The sequence below is a fragment of the Sporichthya sp. genome (assembly GCF_013815995.1).
GTDB lineage: Bacteria > Actinomycetota > Actinomycetes > Sporichthyales > Sporichthyaceae > Sporichthya.
On sequence record NZ_JACDFE010000065.1, the window covers coordinates 1 to 19,054 of the forward strand.

The window sequence follows — 19,054 nt, forward strand, 5'->3', positions numbered from 1 at the left end:
GGGCCGAGCACTGGAACACCGACCCGAAGCCCTTCATCTGGAAGGCGACCGCGGAGGAGATCATCGCCAAGGTCCGTCGCGGGCGTGAGGTCCTCAACCAGATCAATTCGCAGACGGACCACTAGGCGCGCGCCCTGGGGCCCTCCATATTCTGGCGGGGCTGCCCACTCCCCTGGAGTCCTGATGCCCGAGTTCGCCTACTCCGACCTGCTGCCGATCGGGGCCGACCCGACCGAGTACCGCCTGCTCTCCACCGAGGGCGTCGAGGTCACGGACCTGGGCGGGCAGGAGTTCCTGCGGGTGGCGCCGTCCGCGCTGCAGCTGCTGACCGCGGAGGCGATGCACGACATCGCGCACTTCCTGCGCCCGGCCCACCTGGCCCAGCTGCGCAAGATCATCGACGACCCCGAGGCATCCGGGAACGACAAGTTCGTCGCGCGCGACCTGCTCAAGAACGCCAACATCGCCGCGGCCGGGGTGCTGCCGATGTGTCAGGACACCGGGACCGCGATCGTCATGGGCAAGCGCGGCGAGCGGGTGCTGACCGGCGGCGGCGACGGGTCGGCGATCTCGCGCGGGGTGTACGACGCGTACACGAAGCTGAACCTGCGCTACTCCCAGCTCGCTCCGTTGACGCTCTGGGATGAGCAGAACACCGGGTCCAACCTGCCGGCCCAGATCGAGCTCTACGCCGACGACGACCCTGCGCACTCCCAGCAGTACAAGCTGCTGTTCATGGCCAAGGGCGGCGGCTCGGCCAACAAGAGCTACCTGTACCAGGAGACCAAGGCCGTTCTGAACGAAGTGTCGATGCTGACGTTCCTGGACGAGAAGATCCGCTCGCTCGGCACCGCGGCCTGCCCGCCCTACCACCTGGCGATCGTCATCGGCGGCACCAGCGGGGAGTTCGCGCTCAAGACCGCGAAGTACGCCTCGGCCAAGTACCTGGACGCGTTGCCGACCTCGGGGTCGATGACCGCGCACGGCTTCCGCGACGTCGAGTTCGAGGAGAAGGTCCTCGAACTCACCCGGGCGACCGGGATCGGCGCCCAGTTCGGCGGCAAGTACTTCTGCCACGACGTCCGGGTGATCCGGCTGCCGCGCCATGGTGCGTCCTGCCCGGTGGCCCTCGCGGTGTCCTGCTCGGCCGACCGGCAGGCCCTCGGCAAGATCACCCCCTCCGGGATCTACCTGGAGCAACTCGAACGCGACCCGGCCCGGTTCCTGCCCGACGTCACCGACGAGCACCTCGACGACACCGTGGTGCGCGTCGACCTCAGCCGCCCGATGCCGGAGATCCTGGCTGAGCTCACCAAGTACCCGGTGAAGACCCGTCTCTCGCTGTTCGGATCGCTCGTGGTCGCGCGCGACATCGCGCACGCCAAGATCAAGGAGCGCCTGGACGCCGGGGAGCCGATGCCTGCTTATCTACGCGACAGCGCGGTGTACTACGCCGGGCCCGCCAAAACGCCTGAGGGGATGGCCACCGGCTCGTTCGGGCCGACCACCGCGGGCCGGATGGACTCCTACGTCGACCAGTTCCAGGCCGCCGGCGGCTCGATGATCATGCTCGCCAAGGGCAACCGGTCGAAGCAGGTCACCGACGCCTGCGCCAAGCACGGGGGCTTCTACCTGGGCTCGATCGGGGGCCCGGCGGCCCGCCTGGCCCAGGACTGCATCCGCAAGGTCGAGGTCGTCGAGTACGCCGAACTCGGGATGGAGGCGGTCTGGCGGATCGAGATCGAGAATTTCCCGGCCTTCATCGTCGTGGACGACAAGGGGAACGACTTCTTCGCGCCCGCGGACACCTCGGTTCCGATCACGCTCGGGACGCGGGGCTGAGCACGCAGCAGAGCGCGGTATCGTGGCCGCTGAACCGGCGCGCCACCCCCCTGTCGCCGGCGCACGCCGACGCCGATCACGCGCACTCCCGCGCGGTCGCCGGCACCCCGCAACACCCACCGCCGCCTGTGAGGACGCAGGGCACGGCTGGTGCGACGCAATGCGCGAGAGGGTTGAACACGGTGGCAGATGTCGAGGCGGCGCTGGACGCGGCGGGCCTGAAGAACCAGCATGTCCGCGAGTACGTCAGGTACTGGGCGGAGCTGACCGGCGCGGCGAACGTCGAGGTGGTCTCCGCCGCCGACGACGCGCGCTTGATCGCCGAGGCCCTGGCGGCCGGCGAGATCGAGCCGGCGGGCGAGGGTCTCTACTACTCCCGCAGCTACCACAAGGACACCGCGCGCTCCGAGGAGCGCACGATCGTCGCCACGACCAAGGCGAGCGACGCGGGCACGTACAACAACTGGCGCGACGCCAACGAGATGACCGAGCTCCAGAAGAACAACATGCGCGGGGCCTCGGCCGGTAAGACGATGTACGTGATCCCGTACCTGATGGCGCAGCCGGGCTCTCCGCTGGAGCGCTTCGCGGCCGGCGTCGAGCTGACCGACTGCCGCCCGGTCGTGCTGCACATGATCCGGATGGCCCGCGTCGGCGTCGAGTACATCAACAGCCTGACAGACCAGAACAGCTTCGTGCGCGCCGTCCACGTCACCGGCGACCTGCCCAACCTGGGCCAGGGCACCCCGGACGACAAGCGCTACTTCGTCACCGTCGCCGACGAGCGGACGATCCTGCACTACGGCTCGTCCTACGGCGGCAACGCGCTGCTCGGCAAGATCGCGCACGGCCTGCGCCAGGCGGCCTACGACGGCTGGGCCTCGGGTGAGTTCCTCTCCGAGCAGTTCATGCTGATCGGCATCACCGACAAGGCGACCGGCCGCAAGTACCACATCTGTGGTGGCTTCCCGTCGGCGTCGGGCAAGACCAACCTCGCGATGATGCTGGCCCCGGACGACCTGGGCGACCGGTACCACGTCGAGTTCTACGGCGACGACATCGCGTGGCTCTGGGTCAACGAGAGCGACGGCAAGCTCTACGCGATCAACCCCGAGTTCGGCGTCTTCGGTGTCGCCAAGGACACCAACGAGACGACCAACCCGACCGCGCTCGGCTCCATCGAGCCCGGCACCGGCGCGATCTTCACCAACATCGCCTACAACCCGACCACCCAGGAGGTCTGGTGGGAGGGCCGCACCCCGCAGCCCCCGGCCGACGTCACCGGGTGGCTGGACTGGATGGGCGCGCCGATTGCCGACCGCAAGGAGGGTGACACCTCCCCCTGGGCGCACCCGAACAGCCGTTTCACCACCACGCTGTCCAAGGTGCCGAACATCGCCTCGGACTTCGAGGACCCCAAGGGCGTCCCGATCGACGCGATCATCTTCGGTGGCCGCACCCGAGACCGCGAGCCGCTGATCCGCGCCATCACCGACATCGCCGAGGGCGTCTACGACGGCCTCACCCTGGGGGCGGAGGCCACCTTCGCCGCCGAAGGCGTCGAGGGTCAGCTCCGCTACGACCCGATGTCGATGCGCCCGTTCATGTCCTACCCCGAGGCCGACTACGCCGCGCACTGGCTGAAGATCGTCGGCGCCGCGTCGGAGAAGCCGCTGTTCGCCCACGTGAACTGGTTCCAGCGTGGCGAGGGTGGCCGCTTCCTGTGGCCCGGCTACCGGGACAACCTGCGTCCGCTGCTCTGGCTCATGCAGCTCAAGAACGGCGAGGTCACCGGTCGGCAGACTCCCGTCGGGATCATCCCGACGCGCGAGGAGCTCGACCTCACCGGCGTCGACATCTCCGACGAGGATCTCAACACCCTCCTCACGATCGACAACGCCCGCTGGCGCCAGGAGATGGGTTTCCGCGAGACCCACCTGACCCAGTTCGACGGCCTTCCCGAAGAGATCTGGGAAGCCCACCGCCGCGTCGCCGCCGCCCTGGACGCCGAGGCCGGCAAGTAACTGCTGGACCACCGACGCCCGGTGCCGCTCACGTTGCGGCGCTGCGCGTCGCCGCGTCCGGGCTGTCGGCCTGCGCTCCCGCAGTCGCCGGACGTCCGACGAAGGTTGCGCTATCACGCTCGCTTTCTCGGACGTCCGTTGCTCGCTGCGGTCACCATGGCCGCGGCGTAGCCTCGTGGGCATGACGACCGACCCCGAGTCCGGACGTGAGCGCTTCAACAAGCTGCCGGAGCACGTCGCGCTCGAAGACACCGTCGAGGGGCAGCCCGTCAACACCCCGCCGGACCCCGACGGGGGCCGCGACCCCGAGCATGAGTTCTTCATGCGCAACATCGGCCTCTGAAGGCGTCGCAGGCCGCCCGCAGTACGCGGGCGTCCGACGAAGGGTGCGCCATGACGCTCGCTTCTTCGGACGTCTGCTGCTTCGATCAGCGTCGCGAGCTCCGGTGTCGGCTCGTGGGCCCGCCCATCCAGCCTGATGGAGGGCCTGCTCCAGTTGGTCGAAGAAGGGATCTGGGTCCAGCCGAAGGGCCAGGTTCGGGATGCGGATCACCACTCGACCTTCGAGGCTGACGACGTTCTGCTTGAACGCGTCGCTGATCCATGAGGACGGGTCGAGGTGCTGCGACCCGTCGATCTCGGCGGTGACCAGATACGGGTCGAAGTCATTGTCGAGCAGCAGCCGGCCGGTCTCCGTGTACCGGACGGTCTGCCGCGCCGGCTCAGGGAATCCGCGCTCCCGGCACATCCGGGCGAAGTCGCGCTCCCCGATCGATTCGATCCCCGAAGCGATATCGGCAAGCAGCCCGCGCAGCATTAGGCGTCGCTTGTCCCGACGGATCTTCGCCACCTCGTCGGCGAACTCCTGCGCGGTGAAAAGCCGCTGTTGTGCGGCGGCGAGCACGTAGAGGGCCGCCTGCCTGTCCGACCTTGCCCAGATCACGGCATGCACCGCGGCTGCAGCCGGTTTCATCCGCGGAACTTTGCGGGGAAGGATGGGGGGATGGGAGACAGCGGGAGCGAGTTCAGGGTCGAGCACGACTCGATGGGGGACGTGCGGGTGCCGGCGGCCGCGAAGTACGCGGCGCAGACGCAGCGGGCGGTGGAGAACTTCCCGATCTCCGGCGAGCGCCTGGAGCGGCGCCACATCCGGGCGCTGGGCCTGATCAAGGCGGCGGCGGCCAAGGTGAACGCCGAGCTCGGGGTGCTGGAGGCGCCGATGGCGGCGGCGATCCAGGCCGCGGCTGCGGAGGTCGCGGAGGGGCGCTGGGACGGCGAGTTCCCGGTCGACGTCTTCCAGACCGGCTCCGGCACCTCGTCGAACATGAACACCAACGAGGTCGTCGCGACGCTGGCGACGGAGCACCTGGGCGCGCCGGTGCACCCGAACGACCACGTCAACGCCAGCCAGTCGAGCAACGACGTGTTCCCGTCCTCGATCCACGTCGCGGCCACCGACGCCGTCACCCACGACCTGATCCCGGCGCTGGAGCACCTCACCGCGGCCCTGGAGCGAAAGCGCGACGAGTGGGCCGGCGTGGTGAAGTCCGGCCGCACGCACCTGATGGACGCCACGCCCGTGACGCTGGGTCAAGAGTTCGGCGGATACGCCGCGCAGACGCGGTACGGCATCGAGCGCCTCCAGGCCACGCTCCCCCGGGTCGCCGAACTGCCGCTGGGCGGGACCGCCGTCGGCACGGGCATCAACACCCCGCCGGGGTTCTCGGCCGCCGTGATCGCCGAGCTCGCACGCAGCACCGGGCTGCCGCTCACCGAGGCCCGCGACCACTTCGAGGCCCAGGGCGCGCGCGACGGGCTGGTCGAGCTCAGCGGGCAACTGCGCACGATCGCGGTCGGGCTCTACAAGGTCTCCACCGACATCCGCTGGATGGGTTCCGGCCCGCGCACCGGCCTGGCCGAGATCCACCTGCCCGACCTGCAACCCGGCAGCTCGATCATGCCGGGCAAGGTGAATCCGGTTGTCCCTGAGGCCCTCGCGATGGTCTGCGCCCAGGTGATCGGCAACGACGCCGCGGTCGCCTTCGGTGGCGCGGCCGGCAACTTCGAACTCAACGTGATGCTGCCGATGCTGGCCCGCAACACCCTCGCCTCTATCCGCCTGCTGGCCAACGTCAGCAGGCTGTTCGCCGACCGCTGCATCGACGGCCTCGTCGCCGACGCCGAGCGCTGCCGCGAGTTCGCCGAGTCCTCCCCGTCGGTCGCGACGCCGCTGAACAAGTACCTCGGCTACGAGGAGGTCGCCTCGATCGTGAAGGAGTCGGTGAAGGAGCGCCGTACCATCCGCGACGTCGTCGAGACCCGCGGCCACATCGAGGCCGGGCGGATCAGCGCCGCCGACCTCGACACCGCCCTCGACGTCATGCGCATGACCCACCCGTAGTCGGGACCACAGCGCCCTCGCTCAACGCAGGACGTCCGAAGAGGCGAGCGTTATAGCTCACTCCTCTTCGGACGTCCGTGGAAATGATGGAGCGTCAGGTTTCGAGGGGCGTTTCCAGCATCTCGGTCACCAGGGCGGCGATCGGGGAGCGCTCGGAGCGGGTCAGGGTGACGTGGGCGAACAGCGGGTGGCCCTTGAGCGTCTCGACCACCGCGACGACGCCGTCGTGCCGGCCCACGCGCAGGTTGTCGCGCTGCGCGACGTCGTGGGTGAGCACGACGCGCGAGCCGGCACCGATGCGGGAGAGCACGGTCAGCAGCACGTTGCGCTCCAGGGACTGCGCCTCGTCGACGATGACGAAGGAGTCGTGCAGCGAACGGCCGCGGATGTGGGTGAGCGGCAGGACCTCGAGCATGCCGCGGGCCATGATCTCCTCGACCACCTCGGGCGCGACCAGCGCACCCAGAGTGTCGAACACTGCCTGCGCCCAGGGCCCCATCTTCTCGGCCTCGGAGCCCGGCAGGTAGCCGAGCTCCTGGCCGCCGACCGCGTAGAGCGGGCGGAAGATGACGACCTTCTTGTGCAGGCGCCGCTCCATCACGGCCTCCAGCCCGGCGCACAGAGCGAGGGCGGACTTGCCGGTACCGGCGCGGCCACCGACGGAAACGATGCCGATCTCGTTGTCCAGCAACAAATCCAGCGCGATTCGCTGCTCGGCGCTGCGCCCACGCAGGCCGAACGCGTCGCGGTCTCCCTTGATCAGCTTGACGCTCTTGTCGGGCAGCACCCGCCCCAGCGCGCTCCCCCGGTCCGACAGCAGCACGAGGCCGGTGTGGCACGGCAGGGCCGCGGCCTCCGCGATCTCCATCGGCGTGTTCGCGTAAAGCTCGTCCAGCGTCCCCGCGGGCACCTCGATCTCGGCGAGCCCGGTCCACCCCGCCTCGACCGGCAGGTCCGCGTGGTACTCCTCGGCCATCAGCCCGACGGCCGAGGCCTTCACCCGCATCGGCAAGTCCTTGGAGACCAGCGTGACCTCGCGGCTCTCGGCGGCGAGGTTGCGCGCCACCGCGAGGATTCGCGAGTCGTTGTCGCCGAGCTGGAAGCCGGCCGGCAGGACCGAGACGTCGCTGTGGTTGAGCTCGACGATCAGGGTCCCGCCCTCGTCGTTCACCGGAAGCGGTGCGTCGAGGCGACCGTGCTCCACGCGGAGCTCGTCGAGCATGCGCAGTGCGGAGCGAGCGAAGTAACCGAGCTCGGGGTGGTTCCGCTTCCCTTCCAGTTCGGTGATCACCACGATGGGGATGACGACCTCGTGCTCAGCGAACCGGGTCATCGCCCGGGGGTCGGAGAGCAGGACGCTGGTGTCCAGGACGTAGGTGCGACGGGTTGTCCTGGGCGGGCGGCGACGAGAGGCGTTGGCCACGGTTCGCTCCGTACGCGAGCGGGATACCGCCGTCGCGTGGGGACTGGCATCGATCCGGTACAGCGGACCCGAGGGCCCGGTACCGGCCCCCTCTTTCGAAGCCAAGGTCTCCGGGAACGTCGAGGGCCGCTATGACCGGCGCCCCATCGTTCTCGAAGGCAGCACGGTCAGCGGCGATAACCGGGGCCGGTAGTACCGGCACTCCGAGACTTCCGCTACCTACTGGCAACGAGGGCCCTTCCGGCCGGGCGGCAGGGTGCCGTCCGATGCTTCGAGAGTAGAACCGGAAAATTGGCGTTCGGCGCAGGAACACGCGATTACTCGAAGGACAAGATGAACGGGCCATGAAGGTATGACCCGAATGGACTAGTGATGTCCGTTTCGGTAGCGGATCCCTCACCCACCGAAGCGGCGGTCCCGCCTCGCGTACTCGCGCAGGGCACGCAGGAAATCGATGCGGCGGAAGTCCGGCCAGTGCGCCTCGCAGAAGTGGAACTCCGAGTGCGCGCTCTGCCAGAGCAGGAAGCCGGAGAGCCGCTGCTCCCCTGACGTGCGGATCACCAGGTCGGGGTCCGGCTGCCCGCGGGTGTAGAGGTGCTCGGAGATGTGCTCGACGTCGATGACCTCGGCGAGCTCCTCGATCGACGTGCCCCGCGCCGCATGCGACTGGAGCAGCGAGCGCACCGCGTCGGCGATCTCGCGGCGGCCGCCGTAGCCGATCGCGACGTTGACCAGCAGGCCGCTGCGCTCCGCCGTTGCATCGGCCGCCGCCTTGAGGACGCGGGCGGTCTCCGGGGGCAGCAGGTCGATCGCCCCCACCGGGTTCACCCGCCAGCCACCCTCGGCGATCTCGGTGACGGTGGTCTCGATGATCCGCAGCAACGGCTGCAGCTCGGAGTCGGGCCGGGTCAGGTTGTCCGTGGAGAGCAGCCACAGCGTGACCAGTTCGACGCCGGCGTCGGAGCACCAGCTCAGCAGCTCGTGGATCTTGTCCGCGCCCGCCTGGTGGCCCGCCTCCGGACGGCTGCCCGCCGCCTTCGCCCACCGCCGGTTGCCGTCGAGGATGACGCCGACGTGACGCGGGACGCGGGTCAGGTCGAGGCGCCCGACGAGGCGACGCTCATAGGCCCGGTAGGCGATCCCCTTCACGCGGGCGCGGGTCCGGATGGCCACGGCGGCAACCCTACCGACGCGTCGCGCACATCACGGCCGTTCGGCGGGTGGCGAGCAACCTACGGCGCCGTAACCTCGGAGGCATGAACCAGGTGCTGGAACGGGTGGAGGCGGCGGTCAAGCCCCATCTGCGCGGCTGGCTGCACCTGGGAACGTTCCCGGTGTCGCTGATCGCGGGCTTCGTGCTCGTGGCGATCCCGCAGGAACCGCGCGCCCGCCTGGCCTCGGCGATCTTCGCCGTCACCGCCTCGCTGCTGTTCGGCGTCAGCGCGCTGTACCACCGGGGCAACTGGGGACCGCGCACGACCGAGGTCCTCAAGCGCCTGGACCACGCGAACATCTTCCTGATCATCGCCGGGTCCTACACCCCGTTCGCGCTGCTGCTCCTCTCGGACTCGCGGGCGACGCTGATGCTCGCGATCGTCTGGACCGGCGCCATCCTCGGCGTGCTGCTGCGCTCGGTGTGGATCAACTCCGCGCGCTGGCTCTCGGCCCCGGTCTACATCGCCCTGGGCTGGACTGCGGTCTTCTTCGTTCCGGACCTGTTGGACGGCGGCGTCGCCACCTTCGTGCTGATCTGCGTCGGCGGCGGCCTCTACACCGCCGGCGGGATCGTCTACGGGCTCAAGCGCCCGAATCCCTCACCGCGCTGGTTCGGCTTCCACGAGGTGTTCCACTCGTTCACCGTCGTCGGCTGGATCGTCCACTACGTCGCGGTCTCGATCGTCGCCTACACCTACGGCTGAGCCGGCTGGCCTCCGAGCAGACCGCCCAACAACCCGCTCAGCAGCTCGCCGAGCTCCAGCGGGGCCGGTCCGCCGAGCGGGCCCTCACCCAGCATCAGCGGGCAGCTCATGGTCAAACCGGCCCCATGGGCAATCAAACTGCGTTCACCCACCCGGACCCGCGCAGACGCTGCAGTTCCACCCGTACTGCCCAGTGCTCGCGCGTGAGCGCCGGCCCCGTTTCCGGACCGGCGCTCGTGGTGCGTGGGGTCAGCCGAGTCCGCCCAGGTCCAGACCCAGTCCCAGGCCCGTCACAGTGTCGTCCGCGATCGTGGTCACGCTGGTGACCGTCTCGTCGACGAGGTCCGTACCAGGGATCGCGCCGACCGAGGTCGGGTCCTCGAGCAAGCTCCCCACGCCGACCGTGGTGTGGTCGACGAGCTCCGGCACCTCCACGTGCAAGGTGTCGGTGAGCACGAGGTCGACGGTCGAGTCGATCGTCTGCGGGACGGCCTGCGCCAGTCCCTGCACGCCGATCACGACGGTGCCGCCCGAGGCGTTGTCGCCCAGGCCGTCCGCGTCGGTGAACAGCGAGTCGAGCAGCCCGTGCCCGGCGCCGAAACTCTCGTCGGTGGTGCCCTCGACGGTCATCGGGCCCTGCGTCAGACCGACATCGACGACGTCGAGCAGGCTGCCGAGTCCGAGCGAGACGGTCAGGTCGTCGACCACCCCGACGACGGTGCCCAGCGTGTGGTCGAGGACGGGACCGAGGTTCAGGCCCAGCGTCGCGTCGAGGATCTCGGTGAGGTTGGACAGCACCGAGTCACTGCCCACGATGGCGATGCCGGCCAGGGCCGACAGGCGAGCCGGCAGCTCGTCGGTGACCCCGAGGGTCATGGTGATCTGGTTGACGATCTCGGCCACCGGCTCGAGGATCGGGTTCAGCACCGCTGTGACCCCGAGGGTCTGGTCGAGCAGCACGTCGACGGTGCCGTCGAGGTGCAGCGACAGACCGGACAGCACGCCGCCCGCGGTGCCAGGGACGATGCCGAGCACGTGCCCGACGGTGCCGTCCAGGTCATCGAGATCGAGCAGCTCATCCAGGTCCAGCGAGTCGGGCAGGACGCTGACGGTCAGGTGATCGAGCAGGTCGCCGACCAGGTCAGGCACCGACTCGATCAGGTCGGGCACACCGCCCAGCAGACCGTCCAGATCCGTGACGGCAGAACCTGCGAAAAAGATGGCCTCATCGGCCTTGTCCACAACGATGATGTCGGACATCTGCGAAACTCCCCCCGAAGCTTGATGTCTTGCTGGGCCCAGCCGATCACGGGAGGACCCGGGCGCGAATGCGCCGTGTGGGTGGTTCGACCGACGACGTTTCGGACGTTTGCCACAGGGGGGCCGATACCGCCGGATCATCAAATCCGACGATGCGTCAGTTTTGGATCAGGTATTGACCGATTCGCCCGCGTCGTCCTCGCGGGGCGGCACGTTGCGCTTCGCGGCCTTCTCGCGCTGGTGCCGGTCCACGTCGATGTTCCGCAGCCGGGAGTTCATGTTGCGGATCAGAAACGCGACGGCGCCGCCCATCACCACCAGGAAGATGAGGCCGATGACGCCCGGGCTCACCTTGTCCTCGTCGACCGGCGCCGGGGCCGGCGACGGCGTGGCCGCGGCCAGCACGTCGACAAGCTCGTGGGCAAGGTCGAGAAGCATCATGGGCACACGCGATCACGGACGCCGGCGAACAGGTCGTCCTCGGGCAGTTCGGTGTCGACCAGTGAGCGCGCGAGTTCGAAGTCCTCGGTCGGCCAGGTGGCCTGCTGCAGGTCCATCGGCATCTTGAAGAAGAAGCCGTCGGGGTCGATCTGGGTGGCGTGGGCGCGCAGCGCCGCGTCGCGCACCGGGAAGTACTGCGAGCACGGGACGCGGGTGGTGACGACGCGCGAGGCGCGGTCCTGCCAGCGGTCCAGCCACTCCGCGTAGGGCGACTCCAGTCCGTTCGCGAGACAGGCCTCGTGCAGGGCGACGGTCTTCTCCTTGGTGAAGGTCACGTCGTAGTAGAGCTTGAGCGGCTGCCACGGTTCACCGAGGTCCGGGTACAGCTCCGGGTCGCCCGCGGCCTCGAATGCCGCCACCGACACCTTGTGGGTCGCGATGTGGTCCGGGTGCGGGTAGCCACCCTCCTCGTTGTACGTGGTCACCACGTGCGGGCGGAACTCGCGCATCAGCCGGACCAGCGGCGCGGCCGCCTCCTCGATGGGCGCCAGCGCGAAGCAGCCGTCGGGCAGCGGCGGGAGCGGATCGCCGGAGGGCAGGCCCGAGTCGACGAAACCCAGCCAGGCCTGCTGCACGCCCAAAATCTCGCGCGCGGCCTCCATCTCGGCGGCGCGGATCGCGTGGATGTTCGCGGCGATCTCGGGGTCGTCCCTCAGCCCGGGATTGAGCACGTCCCCGCGCTCACCACCGGTGCACGTGACGACCATGACCTCGACGCCGGCCGTGACGTACATCGCCATCGTCGCCGCACCCTTGCTGGACTCGTCATCGGGGTGGGCGTGCACCGCCATCAGGCGCAACGGCTCAGCGCTCGACACGCGTGTCTACCGCCCTCTCAGTCGAAAAGTCCGATCCCCGGCAAATCCCCAGTACCGAGGATAGACGGGGGCCGGGCGCTCCGATCACACTGCGTATCGGTTCCGGCTCCCACCACTCTTTCGGACTAAACCCCGCAGACGCTCAAGAATTCCCAGGTATGAAACTGATGTCTCGAGGGAAGGCAGCTCAGTACACTGAGCGGCCTACGTACGACCGTCGCCCCGCCTACGGAGCGTCGGTCTGTTCCTTTTAGTGACACTGCCTTCAGACGCGGTCCACCGCGTACCCACCTGACCGTCCGTCAGCCGTATCGACGAGACGGCGAGCCGCACCACACCCGCAAGGAGCGACCCATGACCACCGAGACCGTCACCTGGCTCACCCAGGACGCGTACGACCGCCTCAAGGCGGAGCTGGACCAGCTTTCTGGTCCGGGTCGGTTGGAGCTCGCGCGCAAGATCGAGGCCGCTCGCGAAGAGGGCGACCTCAAGGAGAACGGCGGGTACCACGCGGCCAAGGACGAGCAGGGCAAGCAGGAGGCCCGCATCCGTCAGCTCGACGAGCTGCTGCGCTACGCGAAGGTCGGCGAGACGCCGGCCGACGACGGCATCGTGCACCTCGGCTCGATCGTCACGATCCGCTTCGCCGACGGCGACACCGAGCGCTTCCTGCTGGGCTCTCGCGAGGTGTCGGTGGGCGACCTCGAGGTCTACTCCGAGAAATCCCCGCTGGGCGCGGCGATCCTGGACAAGAAGCCCGGCGAGGACTGCGCCTACGAGCTCCCCAACGGCCGCCAGGTCAAGGTGACCATCGTCGAGGTGGAGCCGTTCACCGGCTGACCGATTGTTGGGCGGCCGGGCGCTTCAGCGCCCGACCGCGCGCATGCGCCGCGTGCACAACGTCGCCGCGACCATGATGATCACGAACGAATAGATCACGGTCAGCAGCACCGGATGCTCGGCCGGGATCGTGCCTTCGGCCTTGAACGGATTCGGGTTGCCGAACAGTTCGCGGGCGGCCGCGGCGACCGCGGTCACCGGGTTCCATTCCGCGACCGTCTCCAGCGGCTCGGGCATGCTCTGCGTCGGCACGAAAGCGTTGGACACGAACACCACGGGGAACAGCCAGATCATCGGGATGCCCTGTGCCGACTGCACGCTCTTGGCGATCAGCCCGATGTAGGCGCCGACCCAGCTCATCGCGAACCCGAACAGCAACAGGACGGCGAAGGCGCCGACCGCGCGCACCGGTCCGTCGTCGATCCGCCAGCCGACGGCGAGGCCGCACAGCGCCATCACGGCCAACGAGATCGACATCCGCACGATGTCGCCGACGGTGCGGCCGATGAAGATCGCCGCCGGGTGGATGGGCAGCGTGCGCAGCCGGTCCATCAGCCCCAGGTGTAGGTCATAGGCCATCGCGACCGTGGTCGGAAACGTGCTGAACGCGACCGCCTGCGCGAACACGCCGGCCAGCAGGAACTCGCGGTAGCTGCCGCCGCCCGGCAACTGGATCGCACCGCCGAACACGAGGGAGAACAGCAGCACGAAGACCAGTGGCTGCAGGAACAGGAACGGCCACAGCTCACGCAGCCGCACGATGTGCCGCAGGTTGCGACGGGTCAGCACGCCCGCGTCGGAGATCGCCCAGGCGAACTCCGACCCCAGCGACCAGGCCGATTCGTGCCCACCCGCACGGTGGCGGGTAGGCGCTACTCGTTGGCCGCGATTGCCACCGTCGGTGTCCTGTGCCATCGGGGCGGCTCCGACCCGGGGCCCGAGGGGCTCCGGCCGCGGCTCGCTCAGCGACTCGCTCACCGCTTGGTCACCGCCAGGAACACGTCGTCCAGGGTCGGGCGGTGCACCGCGATGTCCAGCATCGCGATGTGGTGCCGGTCGAGCACCCGCACCACGCCGGCGATCGCGGCCGAGGCATCCCCGGCCGCAGGCACGCCCACGGTCGCGTTCGCGACGTCCACCATGGGTTCGCCGGAGGCGATCTCACGCAGCGCAGCCACCGCTGCGTCCATCTGGGTGACATCGGTGAGCCGGATGTCGACCCGGTCGCCACCGAGCCGGCACTTGAGTTCGTCCGGGGTGCCGGAGGCGATCACGCGACCGCGGTCGACGACGGCGATCCGGTCGGCGAGGCGGTCGGCCTCGTCCAGGTACTGCGTGGTCAGCAGCAGCGTGGTGCCCCCGCGAACCAGGTCGGCGAGCAGGTCCCACAGATCGATCCGGGACGCCGGGTCCAGCCCGGTGGTCGGCTCGTCCATGAACAGCACCTTGGGGGTGGCCACCAGCGCCGAGGCCAGGTCCAGGCGGCGGGCCATGCCGCCGGAGAAGGTCTTCACCGGCGTGGATGCGACCTCCGTCAGCCGGAAGCGCTCGAGCAGCAGGTCGGCCCGCTTGTCGGCCTGCCGGCGGCCCAGCCGGTACAGCCGGCCGAACATCTGCAGGTTCTCCCGCGCGGTCAGCGTGTAGTCCAGGGCGGTGAACTGGCCGGCCAGCCCGATCCGGCGGCGGACCGCGGCGGGGTCGCGCAGCACGTCGATCCCGGCCACCACCACCCGGCCGGCGTCGGGGCGCAGCAGCGTGGTGAGTATCCGCACGGTCGTGGTCTTCCCGGCGCCGTTCGGGCCGAGCAGCCCGAGGGCGGTGCCCTCCTCGATCTGCAGGTCGAGGCCGTCCAACGCCAGATGATCTTTAGGAGCCTGGCCGTAGCGCTTGACCAGGCCCTCGACGAGGACAGCGTTCACCACCCGACCATGGTGCCGTTCCCCCCGGTCGACCGCAGTGATCTTGGACCAACCGGTCACCCGAACCATTAGGCGTGTCACGCCTAATGGTTCCGTATCGGACCAATCAGCCGAAAATCAACGGATAGCCGGCCGAGCGCAGCCGCGCGAGCACCGCGTCGGTGTGCTTGCCGCCCCGGGTCTCGATCTGGACGTAGACCTCGGCCTCGTCCACATGCAGGCGCGGGTTGGTACGCAGGTGCTCGACCTCAAGGACGTTGGCGTCGGCCTCGGCGAGTTCGTGCAGCAGGGCGGCCAGGGCGCCGGGCCGGTCGGTCATCCGGGTCCGGAACGCCACAAATCGCCCGGACGCGGCGAGGCCGTGCCGGAGCAGACGGTGCATCAGCAGCGGGTCGACGTTGCCACCGGAGAGCACTGCGACCACCGGCGGTTCGAACGCCTGCGGGTCGTCCAGGATCGCCGCGACCCCGGCCGCGCCGGCCGGCTCGACGACGAGCTTGGCCCGCTCCAGGCAGAGCAGCAGCGCCCGGGACAGCGACTCCTCGGAGACGGTCCGGACGTCCGGGACCAGCGCGGACACCACCGCGAACGGGACCGCACCGGGTCGGCCGATCGCGATGCCGTCGGCCATCGTCGACACCCCGTCGAGCGCCACCGGGTGCCCGGCGGCGATCGACTCCGGATAGGCCGCGGCCCCGGCCGCCTGCACGCCGACCACCCGTACCTCCGGACGGTGCGCGACCGCGGCCGCGATGCCCGCGAGCAGGCCCCCGCCGCCGGTGGGCACCACGATCGTGCGGACGTCGGGCACCTGGTCGAGGATCTCCAGCCCGACCGTGCCCTGCCCGGCCACCACGTCGACGTGGTCGAACGGGTGGATGAAGACCGCGCCGGTCTCCTCGGCCAGCGCGGCGGCCGCGACGAGCGCCTCCTCGACGTCGGCGCCGATCAGGCGCACGGTCGCGCCGTAGCCCTCGGTGGCGGCGATCTTCGGCAACGGGGCGCCGAGCGGCATCACCACGGTCGCGGAGCAGCCGAGCAGGGAGGCGGCCAGGGCCACGCCCTGCGCGTGGTTGCCGGCGCTCGCGGCCACCACCCCGGCCCGGCGCTGCTCCTCGCTCAGCCGGGCGATCCGCACGTAGGCGCCTCGCAGCTTGAACGAGCCGCCGCGCTGGAGGTTCTCGCACTTGAACCGGACCTCGCCGCCGCAGCGGGCGGTCAGGACGCGGGAGCCGACCACCGGGGTGACCCGGGCGATCTCGGCGAGCATCTCGGCCGCGGCGCGGACGTCCGCGAGCGTGACGGGCAGTCGCTCATGATCAGCCGCGGGCACGCTCGCAGTGTGGCACCGCAGCCGTCAGCCGGTCGGGCAGGCTCACGAGGGAAGGGTCGCGCCTGATGGCAGGCCTGCGGCGGCGTACGCCTCGAACAACGGCTGCCACAGATCGGTGCCCGCCTCATTCGGGTCGGTGCCGGGGACGCCGTCGAGGTGGCGGGTGAGCTCGCCGAGGCAGACCGACCAGCCGGCGCCGTTGCGCGCCGCCCCGTCCTTCTCGGACAGGACATTGGTCAGCGTGAACACGCAATTCGACCCGTCGGCCTCGAGCGTGAGGTGGACCTCGTCGTCGTGCCAGGTGAAGGAGAACCGGGTCGGCGGCTGCCAGGTCAGGACCTTGCCGGTGCCGGCCGGGGCGTTCGGGTCCATGTCGAAGGTCATCGCCCCGTCGACCCACGGCTCGAGCGTCACCTGGCCGGGAAACCAGTTCTTCAGGCCGGCCGGGGTGCTGACCGCGGCCCAGACCCTCTCCACCGGATGGGGGTAGTTGCGCCGGAAGCGCAGCGCGGGGCGGCCCTTGACCTCGAGGTAGGTGCCGCGGTTGGCGTCGCTCAGATGCTCGGTCAGGTTCATCAGGTGTCTCCGTCCAGGTAGCGGCCCAGGGTGTCGAGCCGGTCGTTCCAGAGCTGTCGGTAGGGCTCCAGCCAGGCATCGACCTCGGCGATGGGGCGCGGGTCGAGGGCGTAGATGCGCTGCTGGGCATTGACCCGCACGCGGACCAAGCCGGCCTCGCGCAGCACCCGAAGGTGCTTGGAGGTCGCGGACTGGGTGAGCCCGAGCAGGTCGACGAGGTCGTTGACCGGGCGCTCACCCGCCCGCAGCGCATCGAGCACGGCGCGGCGGTGCGGGTCCGCGAGCACGGTCCACAAGGTGTCGGTCACAGCCCTAACATGCCTGAGACGGCATATGCCTGTCAAGGCATTTTCACTGGCCGGAGGACGGGAGAGCAACCCGAATGGCCTACCCTGACGCGGTGAACGAGGGCCGCACCGACGACACCACCGCCCCCGTTCCGGCCCGTTTCCGGTTGCTGCTGATCGGCCTGCTGCTCGGCGTCCTGCTCGGCGCCCTCGACGGCACGATGGTCGCGGTGGCGCTGCCGACGATCGTCGGTGACCTGGGCGGCATCGAGGACACCCATTGGGTGATCACCGCGTACCTGCTGACCGCGACCGCGTCGACGCTGCTCTACGGCCGCGTCTCCGACCTGCTCGGCCGCAAGCCGGTGTTCCTGGCCGCGATCGTCATCTTCCTGGCCGGCTCCGCGTTGTGCGCCGCGGCGCAGGGCATGGGCACGCTCGCCGCGGCCCGCGCCCTGCAGGGGCTCGGGGGCGGCGGCCTGCTGACCCTTGCGCTGGCCGTGATCGCCGACGTGGTCCCGCCGCGGCAGCGGGCCCGGTTCCAGGGCCTGTTCGGCGCGGTGTTCGGGCTGGCCAGCGTGCTCGGCCCGGTGATCGGCGGGCCGGTGGTCGACCACGCGTCCTGGCGCTGGCTGTTCCTGCTGAACCTGCCGATCGGCGCCGTGGTGCTCGCCATCGTCGCCACCCAACTGCCGCTGCCGGTTTCCCGCCGCGAGCACCGGCTCGACCTGCGCGGTGCGTTTCTGCTGGCCGCCGCGGTCGGGTGCTTCCTGTGCTGGATGACCCGCGGCAACGAGGTCGGCTGGTCGGACCCGCGGAGCTGGTTGCTCGGGGTCGGCGCGGCCGTGCTGGCCCCCGCGTTCGTGCTGTCGCAACGGTCCGCGCCCGAACCCGTGCTGCCGCTGGGCCTGTTCCGCAACCCGACCTTCGCCCTGACCGGGGCTGTCGCGTTCTGCGTCGGCGCCGCGATGTTCGCCGCGATCCTGTTCATCCCGCTCGTCCTGCAGCTGGTGCAGGACCGCAGCGCCACCTCGTCCGGCCTGATGCTGGCGGCGATGACCACCGGCCTGCTGGTCAGCTCGGTGGGAGTCGGCCGGGCGGTCAGCCGCACCGGCCGGCACAAGGCCCCGCCGGTGGTCGGGACGGTGCTGATCACCGTCGCGATGCTCGGCCTGACCCGCCTCGACGTGGATACCTCGGCGGGCTACACGATCGCGATGCTGACCGTGCTCGGTCTCGGCATCGGCTTCGTCTCCCCGGTGCTGGTCGCGGTCGCCCAGTCCTCGGTGGATGCCCGCGACCTCGGCATCGCCACCGCCTCGGTCTCGTTCTTCCGCAACCTGGGCGGGACCGTCGGTTCCGCGGTCGGGGTGGCCGTGCTGACGCACCGGCTCTCCGACGGCTTCTGGTTCGCCTCCGCCCCGCTACAGACGGGCCAGGTCTCGACGCTGCCCGATCAGGTACAGGCGCTACCCGCCTCGGCCCAGGAGGCCTACGGCACCTACCTCGCCGACGCCGCCACCGGGGTGTTCTGGATCGCCGCCGCCGTGGGCGCGATTGCCGTCGTCCTGGCCGCACTGACCCCCGCTCTGACGCTGAATCAGATCCCGGCGGAGTCGGACCAGCCGGAGTCCGGCGACCAGTACGAACCGCCGCCGAACAGCAGGGCGGCCGCGCCCACCAGCCCGGCGTCCTGACCCAGGGCGGCCGGCACGATCTGGGTCGCCTTGACGAAGTCCATCCGCGCCTGGGCGGCGTAGGCGTCACGCAACGGCCCGAAGAGCAGGTCGCCGGCCTGGGCCAGCCCGCCGCCGACGCACACCACGTCGAGGTCGCACAGGTGCGAGGCCGAGGCGATCGCCACGCCGACCGCCTCGCCGGCCCGGCGCAGCGCAGCCAGCGCGACCGGAT

At 70.0% G+C, this 19,054-nt stretch carries 18 protein-coding genes; 6 read left to right on the top strand and 12 right to left on the bottom strand.

Annotated features, from left to right (window positions below; genetic code table 11):
- Positions 1-183: 183 nt before the first annotated feature.
- Positions 184-1,842 (top strand): fumarate hydratase, encoded by a 1,659-nt coding sequence (locus H0X00_RS09550; RefSeq protein ID WP_293769436.1) that lies wholly within the window; start codon positions 184-186, stop codon positions 1,840-1,842.
- A gap of 182 nt (positions 1,843-2,024) precedes the next feature.
- Complete coding sequence (locus H0X00_RS09555; protein ID WP_293769438.1) at positions 2,025-3,866, top strand: phosphoenolpyruvate carboxykinase (GTP); 1,842 nt, start codon at positions 2,025-2,027, stop codon at positions 3,864-3,866.
- 151 nt (positions 3,867-4,017) lie between these two features.
- Here the strand turns inward: H0X00_RS09555 and H0X00_RS09560 are convergent, their stop codons facing one another.
- Positions 4,018-4,818: a hypothetical protein gene (locus tag H0X00_RS09560; protein ID WP_293769440.1), complete on the bottom strand. Its 801-nt coding sequence runs from the start codon at positions 4,816-4,818 to the stop codon at positions 4,018-4,020.
- 51 nt (positions 4,819-4,869) lie between these two features.
- Here H0X00_RS09560 and H0X00_RS09565 point away from each other — a divergent pair, with 51 nt between their 5' ends.
- On the top strand, positions 4,870-6,267 hold the full coding sequence (locus tag H0X00_RS09565) for an aspartate ammonia-lyase (RefSeq protein WP_293769442.1): 1,398 nt from the start codon (positions 4,870-4,872) through the stop codon (positions 6,265-6,267).
- Positions 6,268-6,361: 94 nt separating this feature from the next.
- Here the strand turns inward: H0X00_RS09565 and H0X00_RS09570 are convergent, their stop codons facing one another.
- Together H0X00_RS09570 and H0X00_RS09575 are read right to left on the bottom strand one after the other, a co-directional pair.
- Positions 6,362-7,690, bottom strand: a complete 1,329-nt coding sequence (locus tag H0X00_RS09570; RefSeq protein ID WP_293769444.1) for a PhoH family protein — start codon at positions 7,688-7,690, stop codon at positions 6,362-6,364.
- Positions 7,691-8,086: 396 nt separating this feature from the next.
- A complete protein-coding gene (locus H0X00_RS09575) occupies positions 8,087-8,863 on the bottom strand; it encodes an isoprenyl transferase (protein ID WP_293769446.1) in 777 nt (258 codons plus the stop codon).
- 83 nt (positions 8,864-8,946) lie between these two features.
- Between H0X00_RS09575 and H0X00_RS09580 the strand changes: the two genes are divergently transcribed.
- Positions 8,947-9,609, top strand: a complete 663-nt coding sequence (locus H0X00_RS09580) for a hemolysin III family protein (protein WP_293769448.1) — start codon at positions 8,947-8,949, stop codon at positions 9,607-9,609.
- Between the two features lie 249 nt (positions 9,610-9,858).
- Here the strand turns inward: H0X00_RS09580 and H0X00_RS09585 are convergent, their stop codons facing one another.
- The 3 genes from H0X00_RS09585 to mca all read right to left on the bottom strand — a co-directional run bounded on the left by H0X00_RS09585 (position 9,859) and on the right by mca (position 12,161).
- Positions 9,859-10,869, bottom strand: a complete 1,011-nt coding sequence (locus tag H0X00_RS09585) for a hypothetical protein (RefSeq protein WP_293769450.1) — start codon at positions 10,867-10,869, stop codon at positions 9,859-9,861.
- A gap of 168 nt (positions 10,870-11,037) precedes the next feature.
- A complete protein-coding gene (locus H0X00_RS09590) occupies positions 11,038-11,310 on the bottom strand; it encodes a hypothetical protein (protein WP_293769452.1) in 273 nt (90 codons plus the stop codon).
- Positions 11,307-12,161, bottom strand: coding sequence for a mycothiol conjugate amidase Mca (mca, locus tag H0X00_RS09595; protein ID WP_367186529.1), 855 nt, complete (start codon positions 12,159-12,161; stop codon positions 11,307-11,309). The genes H0X00_RS09590 and mca overlap by 4 nt, the downstream gene beginning before the upstream one ends.
- Before the next feature lie 381 nt (positions 12,162-12,542).
- Between mca and greA the strand changes: the two genes are divergently transcribed.
- Positions 12,543-13,028 carry a transcription elongation factor GreA gene (gene greA / locus H0X00_RS09600; protein ID WP_293769456.1) on the top strand — a complete coding sequence of 162 codons (486 nt, stop codon included), beginning with the start codon at positions 12,543-12,545 and terminating at the stop codon, positions 13,026-13,028.
- A gap of 24 nt (positions 13,029-13,052) precedes the next feature.
- On the opposite strand, the gene H0X00_RS09605 is transcribed toward greA, so the two are convergent.
- From H0X00_RS09605 to H0X00_RS09625, 5 genes are all read right to left on the bottom strand, one after another.
- Positions 13,053-13,943: an ABC transporter permease gene (locus H0X00_RS09605; RefSeq protein WP_293769458.1), complete on the bottom strand. Its 891-nt coding sequence runs from the start codon at positions 13,941-13,943 to the stop codon at positions 13,053-13,055.
- 59 nt (positions 13,944-14,002) lie between these two features.
- The gene (locus tag H0X00_RS09610) at positions 14,003-14,950 is read right to left on the bottom strand and encodes an ATP-binding cassette domain-containing protein (RefSeq protein WP_293769460.1); all 948 of its coding nucleotides are present in this window, start codon (positions 14,948-14,950) and stop codon (positions 14,003-14,005) included.
- 103 nt (positions 14,951-15,053) lie between these two features.
- Positions 15,054-16,217, bottom strand: a complete 1,164-nt coding sequence (gene ilvA / locus H0X00_RS09615; protein ID WP_367186530.1) for a threonine ammonia-lyase — start codon at positions 16,215-16,217, stop codon at positions 15,054-15,056.
- 105 nt (positions 16,218-16,322) lie between these two features.
- Entirely contained in the window at positions 16,323-16,856 is a 534-nt protein-coding gene (locus tag H0X00_RS09620; protein ID WP_293769464.1) for an SRPBCC family protein, read from the bottom strand.
- On the bottom strand, positions 16,856-17,164 hold the full coding sequence (locus tag H0X00_RS09625; protein WP_293769466.1) for a helix-turn-helix transcriptional regulator: 309 nt from the start codon (positions 17,162-17,164) through the stop codon (positions 16,856-16,858). The genes H0X00_RS09620 and H0X00_RS09625 overlap by 1 nt, the downstream gene beginning before the upstream one ends.
- Before the next feature lie 92 nt (positions 17,165-17,256).
- On the opposite strand from H0X00_RS09625, the gene H0X00_RS09630 reads away from it, so the two are divergent.
- Positions 17,257-18,840 (top strand): MDR family MFS transporter, encoded by a 1,584-nt coding sequence (locus tag H0X00_RS09630; RefSeq protein ID WP_293769468.1) that lies wholly within the window; start codon positions 17,257-17,259, stop codon positions 18,838-18,840.
- Here H0X00_RS09630 and H0X00_RS09635 read toward each other — a convergent pair.
- Positions 18,744-19,054, bottom strand: a 311-nt coding sequence (locus H0X00_RS09635; protein ID WP_293769470.1) for an ROK family protein, incomplete at its 5' end; no start/stop codon positions are given. The two genes, H0X00_RS09630 and H0X00_RS09635, sit on opposite strands and share 97 nt — an antisense overlap.